The organism is Enterobacter cloacae complex sp. S3 (assembly GCF_014930495.1).
Classification (GTDB): Bacteria; Pseudomonadota; Gammaproteobacteria; order Enterobacterales; family Enterobacteriaceae; genus Enterobacter; species Enterobacter asburiae_B.
In genome coordinates, this window is sequence record NZ_JADBRD010000023.1 from 39,220 (window position 1) to 54,457 (window position 15,238).

Annotated in this window: 11 protein-coding genes; 8 read left to right on the plus strand and 3 right to left on the minus strand. The window is 57.5% G+C overall.

Annotated features, from left to right (window positions below; all coding sequences use genetic code 11):
• Nucleotides 1-107 precede the first annotated feature (107 nt).
• On the plus strand, nt 108-2,660 hold the full coding sequence (gene mrcA / locus IM317_RS14930) for a peptidoglycan glycosyltransferase/peptidoglycan DD-transpeptidase MrcA (protein ID WP_033146816.1): 2,553 nt from the start codon (nt 108-110) through the stop codon (nt 2,658-2,660).
• An 88-nt stretch (nt 2,661-2,748) separates the two neighbouring features.
• Here the strand turns inward: mrcA and nudE are convergent, their stop codons facing one another.
• Nucleotides 2,749-3,309, minus strand: a complete 561-nt coding sequence (gene nudE, locus IM317_RS14935) for an ADP compounds hydrolase NudE (RefSeq protein ID WP_008503041.1) — start codon at nt 3,307-3,309, stop codon at nt 2,749-2,751.
• 324 nt (nt 3,310-3,633) lie between these two features.
• On the opposite strand from nudE, the gene IM317_RS14940 reads away from it, so the two are divergent.
• The 5 genes from IM317_RS14940 (at nt 3,634) to pckA (ending at nt 9,832) form a co-directional block, all read left to right on the plus strand.
• Entirely contained in the window at nt 3,634-5,769 is a 2,136-nt protein-coding gene (locus IM317_RS14940) for an intracellular growth attenuator family protein (protein ID WP_033146817.1), read from the plus strand.
• Between the two features lie 67 nt (nt 5,770-5,836).
• Nucleotides 5,837-6,520, plus strand: coding sequence for a GMP/IMP nucleotidase (gene yrfG, locus IM317_RS14945; RefSeq protein ID WP_033146818.1), 684 nt, complete (start codon nt 5,837-5,839; stop codon nt 6,518-6,520).
• Nucleotides 6,517-6,918 (plus strand): ribosome-associated heat shock protein Hsp15, encoded by a 402-nt coding sequence (gene hslR / locus IM317_RS14950; protein ID WP_029740483.1) that lies wholly within the window; start codon nt 6,517-6,519, stop codon nt 6,916-6,918. The genes yrfG and hslR overlap by 4 nt, the downstream gene beginning before the upstream one ends.
• A 17-nt stretch (nt 6,919-6,935) precedes the next feature.
• Nucleotides 6,936-7,820, plus strand: a complete 885-nt coding sequence (hslO, locus tag IM317_RS14955; protein ID WP_120785278.1) for an Hsp33 family molecular chaperone HslO — start codon at nt 6,936-6,938, stop codon at nt 7,818-7,820.
• Nucleotides 7,821-8,212: 392 nt separating this feature from the next.
• A complete protein-coding gene (gene pckA, locus IM317_RS14960; protein ID WP_033146819.1) occupies nt 8,213-9,832 on the plus strand; it encodes a phosphoenolpyruvate carboxykinase (ATP) in 1,620 nt (539 codons plus the stop codon).
• A 126-nt stretch (nt 9,833-9,958) separates the two neighbouring features.
• Here pckA and envZ read toward each other — a convergent pair whose 3' ends face one another.
• Nucleotides 9,959-11,305 carry a two-component system sensor histidine kinase EnvZ gene (envZ, locus tag IM317_RS14965; RefSeq protein WP_010436407.1) on the minus strand — a complete coding sequence of 449 codons (1,347 nt, stop codon included), beginning with the start codon at nt 11,303-11,305 and terminating at the stop codon, nt 9,959-9,961.
• Nucleotides 11,302-12,021: a two-component system response regulator OmpR gene (gene ompR / locus IM317_RS14970; RefSeq protein ID WP_001157751.1), complete on the minus strand. Its 720-nt coding sequence runs from the start codon at nt 12,019-12,021 to the stop codon at nt 11,302-11,304. The genes envZ and ompR overlap by 4 nt, the downstream gene beginning before the upstream one ends.
• A gap of 232 nt (nt 12,022-12,253) precedes the next feature.
• Here ompR and greB point away from each other — a divergent pair, with 232 nt between their 5' ends.
• Both greB and IM317_RS14980 read left to right on the plus strand, forming a co-directional pair.
• Nucleotides 12,254-12,727, plus strand: coding sequence for a transcription elongation factor GreB (gene greB, locus IM317_RS14975; RefSeq protein ID WP_033146820.1), 474 nt, complete (start codon nt 12,254-12,256; stop codon nt 12,725-12,727).
• Between the two features lie 87 nt (nt 12,728-12,814).
• Nucleotides 12,815-15,145, plus strand: coding sequence for a Tex family protein (locus tag IM317_RS14980; protein ID WP_033146821.1), 2,331 nt, complete (start codon nt 12,815-12,817; stop codon nt 15,143-15,145).
• The last annotated feature ends 93 nt before the right edge of the window (nt 15,146-15,238 follow it).

Below are 15,238 nucleotides of genomic sequence, written 5' to 3' on the forward strand. Positions count from 1 at the left end.
CTTATCGCCCGTCGGGTTGACGGCTATATCAATGAATCAGGCTTGCCTTTATACTACCGCGCGATTGTTTAGAAACTGCCCAAGTGAAACCAAATGGGAAATCTCCGGTGAAGTTCGTAAAGTATTTATTCATCCTTGCAGTCTGTTGCATTCTGCTGGGAGCAGGCTCGATATACGGTTTATACAAATATATTGAGCCACAGCTACCTGATGTCGCCACGCTTCGCGATGTGCGCCTCCAGATCCCGATGCAAGTCTATAGCGCCGATGGCGAGCTGATGGCGCAGTATGGCGAGAAGCGTCGTATTCCGCTGACCTTAAACCAAATCCCCCCCGTGATGGTGAAAGCCTTTATCGCCACGGAGGACAGCCGTTTTTACGAGCACCACGGTGTCGATCCGGTGGGGATTTTCCGTGCCGCGAGCATTGCGTTGTTCTCTGGTCACGCCTCTCAGGGGGCGAGTACCATTACGCAGCAGCTGGCGCGTAACTTCTTCCTCAGCCCTGAAAAGACGCTGATACGCAAGATCAAAGAGGTGTTCCTCGCGATCCGTATTGAGCAGCTGCTGAGCAAAGACGAAATCCTTGAGCTGTACCTCAACAAAATCTACCTGGGTTACCGCGCCTATGGCGTGGGGGCTGCCGCACAGGTGTACTTCGGTAAGCCCGTTGAGCAGCTCACCTTAAGCGAAATGGCAACCATCGCCGGTCTGCCGAAAGCGCCGTCCACGTTTAACCCGCTCTACTCGCTCGATCGCGCCACCGCGCGCCGTAACGTCGTTTTGTCACGTATGCTGAGCGAAGGCTACATCAGCCAGAGCGAGTACGACCAGACGCGTAACGATGTCATTGACGCTAACTACCACGCCCCTGAGATCGCCTTCGCGTCCCCTTACCTGACCGAAATGGTTCGCCAGGAGATGGTGAATCGCTATGGTGACAAGGCCTACGAAGATGGCTATCGCGTGTACACCACCGTCACCCGCAAGGTCCAGCAGGCGGCTCAGGAAGCGGTGCGGAACAACGTGATGGACTACGATATGCGTCACGGCTATCGCGGCCCGTCAAACGTGCTCTGGAAAGTGGGCGAAAGCGCGTGGGACAGTAAAAAAATCACCAGTACGCTGAAGGCGCTGCCAACCTATGGTCCGCTCCTTCCTGCCGTGGTGACGCAGGCCGATCCTCAGGAAGCCGTTGCGACGCTCGCGGACGGTACTTCCGTCTCGCTGCGTATGGACGGTATCCGCTGGGCGCGTCCTTACCGCTCGGATACGCTGCAGGGCGCAACGCCGCGTAAAGTGACCGATGCCGTCCAGACCGGGCAGCAAATCTGGGTGCGCAAGGTAGGCGAATCCTGGTGGCTGGCACAGGTGCCGGACGTCAACTCAGCCCTGGTCTCTATCAATCCACAGAACGGTGCTATCCTGGCCCTGGTCGGCGGGTTTGATTTCAACCAGAGCAAATTTAACCGCGCTACCCAGGCGCTGCGTCAGGTCGGTTCCAATATCAAACCGTTCCTCTACACGGCAGCGATGGATAAAGGCTTGACCCTAGCCAGCATCCTTAACGACGTGCCAATCTCCCGCTGGGATGCCGGTGCCGGTTCCGACTGGCAGCCGAAGAACTCCCCTGCGGAGTATGCCGGCCCAATTCGTCTCCGTCAGGGCCTGGGACAGTCGAAAAACGTGGTGATGGTGCGCGCCATGCGCGCGATGGGCGTCGACTATGCCGCAGAGTATCTGCAGCGCTTCGGTTTCCCGGCGCAGAACATCGTTCGCACCGAGTCGCTGGCGTTAGGCTCCGCCTCGTTTACGCCGCTTCAGGTCGCACGCGGGTACTCGGTGATGGCTAACGGCGGCTTCCTGATTGACCCGTACTTCATCAGCAAGATCGAGAACGATCAGGGCGGCGTGCTGTTCGAAGCGAAGCCGAAAATTGCCTGCCCTGACTGCGATATTCCGGTGATTTATGGCAATACGCCGAAATCCGAGGTGCTTGAAAACAAGGACATGGAAGACCCTGCCGTGTCTCAGGAGCAGCAGAGCGGCGTCGTGCCGCAGCCGCAGCTTGAGCAGGCTAACCAGTCGCTGGTGGCACAGACCGGCGCGCCGGAGTATGCCCCGCACGTGATCAACACGCCGCTGTCGTTCCTGATCAAAAGCGCGCTGAACACCAACATCTTCGGTGAACCGGGCTGGCAGGGCACAGGCTGGCGCGCAGGGCGCGATTTGCAGCGTCATGACATCGGCGGTAAAACGGGGACAACCAACAGCTCGAAAGACGCGTGGTTCTCCGGCTACGGTCCGGGCGTGGTGACGTCGGTCTGGATCGGTTTCGACGATCACCGCCGTGACTTAGGTCGTACAACGGCCTCCGGCGCGATTAAGGATCAAATTTCCGGCTACGAAGGCGGTGCGAAGAGCGCGCAGCCGGCCTGGGACGCCTACATGAAGTCCGTTCTTGAAGGCGTGCCGGAGCAGCCGTTAACGCCACCGCCAGGCGTGGTGACGGTTAATATCGACCGCAGCACGGGTCAGCTCGCCAACGGCGGTAATAGTCGCGAAGAGTATTTCATCGAGGGCACGCAGCCAACCACGCAGGCGGTGCACGAGGTGGGGACAGAGATTATTGATAACGGCGAGACGCACGAGCTGTTCTGACAACAAAGCAAAACGGCAACCTCTGGTTGCCGTTTTTGTGTTTGCTCTCTCTCCCGTGGGAGAGGGTTGGGGTGAGGGCATCAGGCCACTACAGTCGCCCCTGCCCCTTCAACCACTCCCGTACCAGGAACAGCGCGCTCACGTTGCGAGCCTCATTAAAGTCAGGGTCTTCAAGCAGATCCATCAGGTGCGCTAGCGGCCAGCGAACCTGCGGCAGCGGCTCCGGCTCATCCCCTTCCAGCGATTCAGGATAGAGATCTTCAGCCACCACGATATTCATTTTGCTGGAAAAATAGGACGGCGCCATGCTTAGCTTTTTCAGGAATGAAAGCTCATTCGCACCGAAGCCGACCTCTTCTTTCAGCTCGCGGTTTGCCGCTTCAAAGACGGTTTCACCCGGGTCGATAAGCCCTTTCGAGAACCCAAGCTCGTAAGATTCCGTTCCCACAGCGTATTCGCGGATCAAAATCAGATGATCGTCGACAATGGGAACAATCATCACCGCTTCGCGCGAAGAGGGGCGCATACGTTCATAAACGCGACGCACACCGTTGCTGAACTCCAGGTCCACACTTTCGACATTAAACAGGCGCGATTTGGCGACAGTTTCAACATTCAGAATGGTGGGTTTTTGTAATGGTTTGCTCATCTTGATGGGTCTTAGCAGTGAGAACTGGCGTTATTGTGCGATATGCCGCACGGTTTCGGCAATGTCAATCGTTCTTTATTTACATTTGTGCAACGTATCAGGGATCAATCCTCAATTCAAAACAAATGTCAAGAGGTTGAAATGTTTCCAGGAATTTGCTGATATCGCGCCATAACAGGCTTTGCTATCATCACCGGTCACTGGGATGCGCTTCAGAATGCTCAAGTTCGACTCCATACTTGCCGATAGCCAGCCACAGACTCTCATTCAATGTAAAGGTGCTACTGACTACACCTGTAAGAAGATAAGTAAGATGGGGAAAGCATGAGCACCATTTTGATTGTTCTCGCTGCTATGCTGGCCGGCGCGTTGGTTGCAGGGTGGTTGTACAGGCGCCGCGTACAGCGCCGTTATCGTCTGCCCTTTTTAAACGCATTTGCGGGTGCGAGCACGCGTAAACTCACGCAGGACGAGCGCGATGCGGTTGAAAACTATCTCGAAATCCTGAACCGTACTCAGTTAACGCCTGGGCCAACGGGAGCCACCGCTGCGCCCGTCGCGCTAAAGCTTAATGCGCAAAGTGATACCGTGCTCTGCGTGACGCGCTCCATCACGCGCTATGGCATCACCACTGATGACCCCAACAAATGGCGCTATTACCTTGATTCCGTCGAAGTGCATCTGCCCCCGTCCTGGGAGCAATACATTAATGACGAAAACAGCGTTGAGCTGATTCACACCGATTCGTTGCCTCTGGTAATCACGCTTAACGGCCATACGCTGAATGAATACCTTCAGGAAGCCCCGCGTTTTGCGCTGGAACGCGCGAGTTCAACGCAGGCGTCCATTCGTGGCGAAGAGACAGAGCAGATCGAACTGCTGAACATTCGCCAGGAGACGCATGAAGAGTACGCCCTGAGCCGCCCGGACGGCATCCGTGAAGCCATTCTGATCGTTGCTGCCTTCCTGCTCTTTTTCATCTGCCTGCTGACGCCGGATGTGTTTGTCCCCTGGCTGGCTGGCGGCGCGGTGCTGCTGCTGGCCGGCGGGCTTTGGGGTCTCTTTGCTCCACCGGCTAAAACCTCGTTGCGCGAGATCCACTGCCTGCGCGGTACCCCAAAGCGCTGGGGCCTGTTCGGTGAAAACGATCAGGAGCATCTCAACAATATTTCGCTCGGTATTATCGACCTGATCTACCCGCGCCACTGGCAGCCGTGGATCGCACAGGATTTAGGGCAGAAAACCGATATTGATATCTACCTTGACCGCCACGTTGTGCGTCAGGGGCGCTTCCTGTCTCTGCATGATGAAGTGAAAAATTTCCCGCTTCAGCACTGGCTACGCAGTACGGTCATTGCCGGCGGCGCCGCGCTGGTCTTAGCCATGCTGCTGCTTTTCGTGCCGCTGGATATGCCCATTAAATTCACCCTGTCATGGATCAAAGGGGCGCAAACCATTGAAGCGACAAGCGTCAACAAACTGGATGAAGCCGGTGTACGCGTGGGGGACACGCTGCGCCTGAAGGGAACCGGGATGTGTAATATTCACACCCCGGGGGCGTGGAACACGCGTCAGAGCTCGCCGTTCATGCCGTTCGACTGTTCGCAAATTATCTGGAACGACGCGCCGCCGCTGCCGCTGCCGGAATCCGAAGTGGTGAATAAGGCCACGGCTCTCACCCAGACGGTTAACCGCCAGCTGCACCCGAAACCGGACGATGATTCGCGCGTCAGCCCCGCGCTGCGCTCGGCCATTCAGAAATCAGGCATGGTTCTGCTGGATGATTTTGGTGACATCGTCCTGAAAACGCAGGATTTATGCTCCTCTCAGGATGAGTGCATACGCCTTAAAAACGCCCTGGTAAACCTGGGGAACAGCAAAGACTGGGACTCGCTGGTAAAACGCGCCGAAGCGGGACGACTGGATGGCGTTAACGTGCTGCTGCGTCCGGTGAGCGCGGAATCGCTGGATAACCTGGTCGCCACCTCGACGTCGCCGTTCATGATGCGCGAGACCACCCGTGCGGCTCAGGCGCTGAACAGCCCGGCGCCGGGTGGCTTTGTGATTGCAAGCGATGAAGGCAGCGACCTTGTCGATCAACCCTACCCGCAGGTTGCGCTTTATGACTACCCGGCGCAGGAGCAGTGGAGCCAGTTCCAGCGCCTTGCGCAGATGCTGATGCAAACGCCGTTCAGCGCCGAAGGGATTGTCACGAGTATTTATACCGACGCCAACGGCACTCGCCATATCGGCCTGCACCGGATGCCGGATAGCGCAGGCTTGTGGCGTTACATCGGCACCTCTCTGCTGATGACCGCGATGCTGATCGCCATTTTCTGGAACGGCTTTATGGCCCTGCGCCGCTACCAGCGCTCGCGCACCCGGCTTGCCGACATTCAGCAGTATTATGAAAACTGCCTCAATCCAAAGCTGATCCCCTCGTCTGAGAGCCTGATCTGATAACGTCGTTGCGCGGCAAGATGTGCTACCCTGTCGCGCACGTTTCTTCTGGCTGGAGTTCCCCCTTATGCATCTTGATATCGCCTGGCAGGAGGTAGATACCGTTCTGCTGGATATGGACGGCACGCTGCTCGATCTCGCCTTTGATAACTATTTCTGGCAAACGCTGGTTCCTGAAACCTATGGCGAGCAGCAGGGGATCTCCCCGGCAGAAGCGCAGGCATTCATTCGTTCGCAATATAGCGCGGTGCAACATACGCTAAACTGGTACTGTCTTGACTACTGGAGCGAGCGCCTCGGTTTGGATATTTGTGCCATGACCACCGCCCAGGGGCCGCGCGCCGTTCTGCGCGAGGACACCGTGCCCTTTCTGGATGCGCTGAAAGCGAGCGGCAAGCGCCGTATTTTGTTGACCAACGCGCATCCACATAATCTGGCGGTGAAGCTGGAGCATACCGGTCTGGCGTCGCACCTTGATTTATTACTTTCCACCCACACATTTGGTTATCCGAAAGAGGATCAGCGGTTGTGGCATGCGGTGAAGGAAGAGACGGGTTTGCAGCCAGAACGTACCTTGTTCATTGATGACAGCGAGCCCATTCTGGATTCCGCGGCAAGGTTTGGCATTCGCTACTGTCTGGGCGTGACCAATCCTGACTCTGGCCTGGCTGAAAAAAGCTATATGCGCCACCCTGGACTGAACGACTATCGCCAGATGATCCCCTCACTGACCGTGAAGGAGACGCCATGAAAGAAAAACCCTCTGACGGGGTAAGACTGGATAAATGGCTGTGGGCAGCGCGTTTTTATAAAACACGCGCCCTTGCCCGCGAGATGGTTGACGGCGGAAAAGTGCATTACAACGGCCAGCGCAGCAAACCGAGCAAGCTGGTTGAGCTGAATGCCACCTTAACGCTGCGTCAGGGCAACGATGAACGTACGGTGGTGATTAAAGCCATTACCGAACAGCGTCGACCTGCAGCGGAAGCCGTACTGCTTTATGAAGAGACGGCGGAGAGCATTGAAAAGCGCGAGAAGACCGCGCTGGCGCGCAAAATGAACGCGCTGACGATGCCCCACCCGGACCGGCGACCGGATAAAAAAGAGCGTCGCGATCTGATGAAATTTAAACACGGTGAGACTGATTAACCTCACCCGCACGAGAGATGAAAATGGCCCAACACGACCAATTACACCGCTATCTGTTTGAACAATTCGCCGTGCGCGGCGAGCTGGTCACCGTATCCGAAACCTGGAAACAGATTCTGGAAAACCACAACTACCCGCTGCCGGTGAAGACCCTGTTGGGCGAACTGCTGGTTGCCACCAGCCTGCTGACGGCGACGCTGAAGTTTGCCGGTGATATCACCGTGCAGCTGCAGGGTGACGGCCCGATGACGCTGGCGGTGATCAACGGCAATAACCAGCAGCAGATGCGCGGCGTGGCGCGCGTTCAGGGCGACGTGCCTGAAAATGCAGACCTCAAAACGCTGGTGGGTAATGGCTACCTGGTGATCACCATCTCCCCTGAGGAAGGTGAGCGCTATCAGGGCGTGGTGGGTCTGGAAGGCGATACCCTGGCAGCCTGCCTGGAAGATTACTTCATGCGTTCTGAACAGCTGCCGACGCGTCTCTTCATCCGCACCGGTGAAGTGGGCGGTCAGCCTGCTGCGGGCGGTATGCTGCTGCAGGTTCTGCCTGCGCAGGACGCACAGACCAATGACTTTGAGCACCTGGCGACGCTGACCGAAACCATCAAAGCGGAAGAGCTGTTCAACCTGTCGGCGACCGACGTGCTGTGGCGTCTGTACCACGAAGAAGAAGTGACGGTTTACGATCCGCAGTCCGTGGAATTTAAGTGCACCTGCTCACGCGAGCGCTGTGCTGGCGCGCTGAAAACCCTGCCGGATGAAGAGATCGACAGCATCATGGCGGAAGACGGCGAAATCGATATGCACTGTGACTACTGCGGTACGCACTACGTGTTCAATTCGATGGATATCGCTGAGATCCGCAATAACGCCTCCCCGGCGGATCCGCAGGTTCACTAAACCTCTTTCCCCTCACCCTAACCCTCTCCCCAAAGGGGAGAGGGAACTTGAACCCCCTCTCCCCTTTGGGGAGAGGGCTGGGGTGAGGGGTAAAAAACTCCCCCCAAGCTGAATCGTTTTCCTTATGTAACTCTTACGTAATTTTCTTACGTGTATGCGATTACATTCACATTCTTTCCGATAAAATCACCACTCTTTAACCTTTTCGGAACATTTTCCCCAACCAAAAAGCGATTCCTGCGATAATCCGCCTGCGCTGTGACTGGAGTCGCAGCGTTTTCCGTTAGTAAGGGTTTTGTCCAGATGCGTAAATCTATGAGCCCCGTCGCGGTTAACAACCTCAGAAAAACCCTACAATTTCAGGCAGTACATATTGGCTAAGGAGCAGTGATATGCGTGTTACTGGTTTAACCCCGCAAGATCTCAAGGCTTATGGTATTCACGACGTCCAGGAAATCGTCTACAACCCCGACTACGATACGCTGTATCAGGAAGAGCTCAATCCAGCACTGGAAGGATACGAGCGTGGTGTGTTGACGAATCTTGGTGCTATCGCCGTCGATACCGGTATTTTTACCGGTCGTTCGCCGAAAGATAAGTATATCGTCCGAGACGAAACCACCCGCGATACGCTGTGGTGGGCTGACAAGGGCAAAGGGAAGAACGACAACAAACCGCTCTCCCCGGAAACCTGGCAGCACCTGAAAGGGCTCGTCACCCATCAACTTTCCGGCAAGCGTCTGTTCATTGTCGACGCTTTCTGCGGCGCTAACGCCGATACCCGTCTCTCCGTGCGTTTTATCACTGAAGTGGCCTGGCAGGCGCATTTCGTGAAAAACATGTTTATTCGTCCAACCGACGAAGAGCTGCAGGATTTCACCCCGGATTTCATCGTGATGAACGGTGCGAAATGCACGAACCCACAGTGGAAAGAGCAGGGTCTGAACTCCGAAAACTTTGTGGCCTTCAACCTGACCGAGCGTATCCAGCTGATAGGCGGTACCTGGTACGGCGGCGAAATGAAGAAAGGGATGTTCTCGGTCATGAACTACCTGCTGCCGCTGCGGGGCATCGCCTCCATGCACTGCTCGGCTAACGTCGGTGAAAAAGGCGACGTGGCGGTATTCTTCGGCCTGTCCGGCACCGGGAAAACCACCCTGTCCACCGATCCAAAACGTCGCCTGATTGGCGATGACGAACACGGCTGGGATGACGACGGCGTATTCAACTTTGAAGGCGGCTGCTACGCGAAGACCATTCGCCTGTCTGAAGAGGCCGAGCCTGATATCTACCACGCGATCCGTCGCGATGCGCTGCTGGAAAACGTCACCGTGCGTGCCGACGGCTCCATCGACTTCGACGATGCGTCGAAAACGGAAAACACCCGCGTCTCTTACCCGATCTACCACATCGACAATATCGTGAAGCCGGTGTCAAAAGCGGGTCATGCCACGAAGGTCATTTTCCTGACCGCGGATGCGTTCGGAGTGCTGCCTCCGGTGTCTCGCCTGACGGCCAGCCAGACGCAGTATCACTTCCTCTCCGGTTTTACCGCCAAGCTGGCGGGTACCGAGCGTGGCGTGACGGAGCCAACCCCAACCTTCTCCGCCTGCTTCGGCGCGGCCTTCCTGTCGCTGCACCCGACGCAGTACGCTGAAGTGCTGGTGAAACGCATGCAGGCATCCGGCGCGCAGGCATACCTGGTGAACACCGGCTGGAACGGTACCGGAAAACGTATCTCCATCAAAGATACCCGCGCGATTATCGACGCCATTCTGGATGGTTCTCTGGACGACGCCGAAACCTTCACGCTGCCGATGTTTGACCTGGCGATCCCTACGTCGCTGCCGGGTGTGGATACGCATATCCTCGACCCGCGCAACACGTACGGTTCTCCGGAGCAGTGGCGCGAGAAAGCAGAATCGCTGGCGAAGCTGTTTATCGAGAACTTCGAGAAGTACACCGATACCCCGGCGGGTGCTGCGCTGGTGAGCGCGGGTCCGAAGCTGTAGTCCTTCTCCCTCTCCCCGTGGGAGAGGGCCGGGGTGAGGGCATCAGACCGCAGAGACCGCATTTTGTCGGGTGGCGGCTTCACCTTACCCGACCTACAAAAAAGGGTGGCAATTGCCACCCTTTTTTTAACCCTCTTTCACCTGCCCCCGCGTCACCGGTACCGGCAGCCAGGCGCGAATGCTCAGTCCACCCCGCTCGCTGGTGCCAATCTCCAGCAGTCCGTTGTGGTTATCGATAATACGCTGAACAATCGCCAGGCCTAAGCCCGTGCCGCTGGTGCTGCGCGCGCTGTCGCCGCGCACAAACGGCTGGAACAGATGCTTACGCTGCTCGGGCTTGATGCCCGGACCGTCGTCTTCCACCTGGAACCAGGCGCGGTTGAGTTCAGACCCGCTGCTGACTTTAATCCAGCCATTGCCGTAGCGCGCCGCGTTGACCACCATATTCGCCACTGCACGTTTGATGGAGAGCGGGTGCATGCGTACCTGAATTTCACCCGCCTGCAGGTCGGTATCAATCTCGCGCTCGTAGCCGCTTTCCGCCGCCACCACTTCGCCCAGCACCGCGTTCAGATCCGCCATCTCCATCGGCATCTCCTGCCCGGTGCGCAGGTAGTCGATAAACTGCTCGATGATGGCGTTACACTCTTCGATATCCTTGTTAATGGACTCGGCGAGATAACCGTCCTCTTCCCCCATCATCTCCGTCGCCAGACGAATACGCGTTAGCGGCGTGCGCAGGTCATGGCTTACACCTGCCATCAGCAGCGTACGGTCATCCGCCAGCTGCTTCACGCCTGCCGCCATATGGTTAAACGCGCGCGTCACCGAACGGACTTCCGAGGCGCCATACTCGCGCAGCGGAGGTGGAATAATCCCTTTACCGACCTGCAGCGCAGCGTGCTCCAGGTCGACCAGCGGTCGGTTCTGTATACGGATAAATAGCCACGCGCCGCCTATCGCCAGCAGCATAATCGCCAGGGTGTAGCGGAACAGCGGCGAGAAGTCGCCCTGATGGATTTCGGTCAGCGGAACGCGCACCCAGATATTGGGTGACAGCCAGGTTTTCAGCCAGACGACGGGCGAGCTTTTGTTGACCTCAACGCGCACTTCCGTTGGGCCGCCCAGCTGCTGCGCCATCTGCTGGCTGAGGAATTCGTAGTGCTGCGCCCAGCGCAGGCCAGCGTCTTCCGCCGCTTCGTTGGAGTAGAGCGAAATGCCCAGCTCACGGTAGATTTCACGGCGAAACGCCGGGGGAACGACGAGCTGCGTGCCGTCCTCCAGCTGCAGTTTGTCGGTCATCAGCATACGGACTTCGTAGGCCAGGACCTTATTAAACTGCTGGAGGCTCGGCAGGATCGCAAAGTTCAGCACCACCAGATAGGTCGTCACCAGGCTGACGAACAGCAGGGTGACGATCAGCAACAGGGTGCGGGCAAACGAGCTACGCGGCGAGAAGCGCATTCGCCTCATGCTTTAGAGCCGTCCGGGACGAACACGTAGCCCAGACCCCATACGGTCTGAATATAACGAGGATGCGCAGGATCTTCTTCCACCATGCGGCGCAGGCGGGAGATCTGCACGTCAATGGAGCGTTCCATTGCGGAGTATTCGCGACCGCGCGCCAGGTTCATCAGCTTGTCACGGGAAAGCGGTTCACGCGGGTGGCTGACCAGCGCTTTCAGAACCGCAAACTCGCCGCTGGTGAGCGGCATTGGCTCATCTTCACGGAACATCTCGCGCGTGCCGAGGTTCAGCTTGAACTTGCCGAAGGCGATGACGGCTTCTTCCTGCGACGGTGCGCCAGGCAGTTCGTTCGCCTGACGGCGGAGAACAGCGCGAATACGCGCCAGCAGTTCACGCGGGTTAAACGGTTTTGGAATGTAGTCATCTGCGCCGATTTCGAGGCCGACGATACGGTCAACTTCCTCACCCTTCGCCGTCACCATGATGATCGGCATCGGGTTGCTCTGGCTGCGCAGACGGCGGCAAATAGAAAGCCCGTCTTCGCCAGGCAGCATCAGGTCGAGAACCATCAGGTGGAAAGATTCACGGGTCAGCAGACGGTCCATCTGCTCAGCGTTCGCGACGCTACGAACCTGGAAGCCCTGCTCGGTCAGATAACGTTCCAGCAGCGCGCGCAGGCGCATGTCGTCATCCACGACCAGAATTTTGTAGTTCTCTTGCATTGTGTGTACTCCCAAAGGTTCGGATAGTCTTTGTAACAGCGTATTCTAAAAAAGTGCACGTATTCGACCAGTTAATTCTGGTATAAATTCTAGTCGAAATTGTTACAAAGCATATTTAACAGCAGCTTATCTGCTCATTTCATCACATAAATCATTTTTAATCCTGTCTGTTACACTGTGCGGTACGTATTGTGCGCAAGACAGTTAACCGGCAGGCAGCAAAGGCTTTACCATGAAAACGCCCCTGATCACCCGCGAAGGGTACGAAAAGCTCAAAAAAGAGATGGATTACCTCTGGCGCGAAGAGCGTCCTGAAGTAACCAAAAAGGTGACCTGGGCGGCAAGCCTGGGCGATCGCAGCGAAAACGCTGACTACCAGTACAACAAAAAGCGGCTGCGCGAAATTGACCGCCGGGTTCGCTACCTGACGAAGTGTCTCGAGAATCTCAAAATTGTCGATTACTCCCCGCAGCAGGAGGGCAAAGTGTTCTTCGGCGCGTGGGTGGAGATTGAAAACGACGATGGCGACATTCTGCGTTTTCGCATTGTCGGCTACGATGAAATTTTTGGTCGTAAGGACTACATCTCCATCGACTCCCCGATGGCTCGCGCGCTGCTCAAAAAGGAAGTGGGCGATCTGGCCGTCGTTCAGACTCCAGCCGGTGAAGCCAGCTGGTACGTCAATGAGATCGTCTACGTAAAATAGTCCGAGAGCGCCCTCCCCGGCTGGCATTTTGCCGTGTCAGCCCGTATAACTATCCCCTGATTTTTCGACTCAACAGATGATAAAGCCATGATGAAAGATTCGCTCTGCCGCATTATTGCGGGTGATATTCAGGCCAGAGCCGAACAGGTAGAAGCTGCCGTTCGCCTGCTTGATGAAGGGAACACCGTGCCGTTTATTGCACGCTATCGTAAGGAAGTCACCGGCGGTCTGGATGACACGCAGCTGCGTAACCTGGAGACCCGTCTGGGTTATCTGCGCGAGCTGGAAGAACGTCGTCAGGCGATCCTCAAATCCATCGGCGAACAGGGCAAGCTGAGCAGCGAGCTTGAAAGCGCCATCAACGGCACCCTGAGCAAAACCGAACTCGAAGATCTCTATCTGCCGTATAAACCGAAGCGCCGCACGCGCGGGCAGATTGCGATTGAAGCGGGTCTTGAGCCGCTGGCCGACCTGCTGTGGAACGAGCCGTCCCACGATCCGGAAACCGAAGCCGCCAAATTCATCGACGCCGACAAAGGCGTAGCGGACACCAAGGCCGCCCTTGACGGCGCGCGCTACATTCTGATGGAGCGCTTCGCCGAAGACGCCGCCCTGCTCGCTAAAGTGCGTGATTACCTGTGGAAGAATGCCCACATCGTCTCTACCGTCGTCGCGGGTAAAGAGGAAGAAGGCGCGAAATTCCGCGACTACTTCGATCACCACGAACCGATCTCTACCGCCCCTTCACACCGCGCGCTGGCAATGTTCCGCGGCCGCAACGAAGGCGTGCTCCAGCTCTCCCTGAACGCCGACCCGCAGTTCGACGAGCCGCCGAAAGAGAGCCACTGCGAGCAGATCATTATCGACCATCTCGGCCTGCGCCTGAACAACGCCCCGGCGGACAGCTGGCGCAAAGGCGTGGTGAGCTGGACCTGGCGCATCAAGGTGCTGATGCACCTCGAAACCGAGCTGATGAGCACCGTGCGCGAGCGCGCCGAAGACGAAGCGATTAACGTCTTCGCCCGTAACCTGCACGACCTGCTGATGGCCGCCCCTGCCGGCCTGCGCGCGACCATGGGTCTCGATCCGGGTCTGCGTACCGGCGTGAAGGTCGCTGTGGTTGACGGCACCGGCAAGCTGGTGGCGACCGATACCATCTATCCGCACACCGGCCAGGCAGCGAAAGCGGCCGTCGTGGTGGCGGCGCTGTGCGAAAAATACAATGTGGAGCTGGTTGCCATCGGCAACGGTACGGCTTCACGCGAAACCGAGCGTTTCTACCTCGACGTGCAGAAGCAGTTCCCGAAAGTGACAGCACAGAAAGTGATAGTCAGCGAAGCGGGAGCATCCGTCTATTCCGCGTCCGAGCTGGCGGCCCAGGAGTTCCCGGACCTGGACGTTTCCCTGCGCGGTGCGGTCTCTATCGCACGCCGCCTGCAGGATCCGCTGGCGGAGCTGGTGAAGATCGACCCGAAATCCATCGGCGTGGGCCAGTATCAGCACGACGTGAGCCAGACTCAGCTGGCGCGCAAGCTGGATGCGGTGGTGGAAGACTGCGTAAACGCCGTCGGCGTTGACCTGAATACCGCTTCCGTTCCCCTGCTGACCCGCGTGGCGGGCTTAACCCGCATGATGGCGCAGAACATCGTCGCCTGGCGTGATGAGAACGGCCAGTTCCAGAACCGTCAGCAGCTGCTGAAGGTGAGCCGTCTGGGGCCAAAAGCCTTTGAGCAGTGTGCGGGCTTCCTGCGCATCAACCACGGCGATAACCCGCTGGATGCCTCCACCGTTCACCCGGAAGCGTACCCGGTTGTGGAGCGCATTCTGGCCGCCACCCAGCAGGCACTGAAAGATCTTATGGGTGACAGCAGCGCCCTGCGCAACCTGAAAGCCGTTGATTTCACCGATGACAAATTTGGTGTCCCCACCGTCACCGACATCATCAAAGAGCTGGAAAAGCCGGGCCGCGATCCGCGCCCTGAGTTCAAAACGGCGACCTTTGCTGACGGCGTGGAAACCATGAACGACCTGCTGCCCGGCATGGTGCTGGAAGGCGCGGTGACCAACGTCACCAACTTTGGCGCGTTTGTGGATATCGGCGTGCATCAGGACGGTCTGGTGCATATCTCTTCCCTTGCCGACAAGTTCGTTGAAGACCCGCACACCGTGGTTAAAGCGGGTGACATCGTGAAGGTCAAAGTGCTGGAAGTGGATCTGCAGCGCAAGCGTATCGCGCTGACCATGCGTCTGGACGAGCAGCCGGGCGACACCAGCGCGCGCCGCGGCGGCAATGGCGGTGGCCGCGAGCAGCAGCGCCCGGCCACGAAAGCGGCAAAACCGCGCGGACGTGATGCTCAGCCTGCTGGCAACAGCGCGATGATGGATGCGCTGGCGGCAGCGATGGGTAAGAAACGCTAAGGTTGCAATGCCCCTCACCCTAACCCTCTCCCCAAAAGGGAGAGGGGATCGCACGGTGCGGTCTTTCCCCCTCGTCCTCATGGGTGGGGGGAA

Bases quoted from the DNA above. Each gene is read 5' to 3' on its own strand.
- hslO (WP_120785278.1), top strand. From the start codon at position 6,936: ATGAAAATGGCCCAACACGACCAATTACACCGCTATCTGTTTGAACAA.
- IM317_RS14940 (WP_033146817.1), top strand. From the start codon at position 3,634: ATGAGCACCATTTTGATTGTTCTCGCTGCTATGCTGGCCGGCGCGTTG.
- envZ (WP_010436407.1), bottom strand. From the start codon at position 11,305: ATGAGGCGAATGCGCTTCTCGCCGCGTAGCTCGTTTGCCCGCACCCTG.
- ompR (WP_001157751.1), bottom strand. From the start codon at position 12,021: ATGCAAGAGAACTACAAAATTCTGGTCGTGGATGACGACATGCGCCTG.
- nudE (WP_008503041.1), bottom strand. From the start codon at position 3,309: ATGAGCAAACCATTACAAAAACCCACCATTCTGAATGTTGAAACTGTC.
- greB (WP_033146820.1), top strand. From the start codon at position 12,254: ATGAAAACGCCCCTGATCACCCGCGAAGGGTACGAAAAGCTCAAAAAA.
- IM317_RS14980 (WP_033146821.1), top strand. From the start codon at position 12,815: ATGATGAAAGATTCGCTCTGCCGCATTATTGCGGGTGATATTCAGGCC.
- yrfG (WP_033146818.1), top strand. From the start codon at position 5,837: ATGCATCTTGATATCGCCTGGCAGGAGGTAGATACCGTTCTGCTGGAT.
- hslR (WP_029740483.1), top strand. From the start codon at position 6,517: ATGAAAGAAAAACCCTCTGACGGGGTAAGACTGGATAAATGGCTGTGG.
- pckA (WP_033146819.1), top strand. From the start codon at position 8,213: ATGCGTGTTACTGGTTTAACCCCGCAAGATCTCAAGGCTTATGGTATT.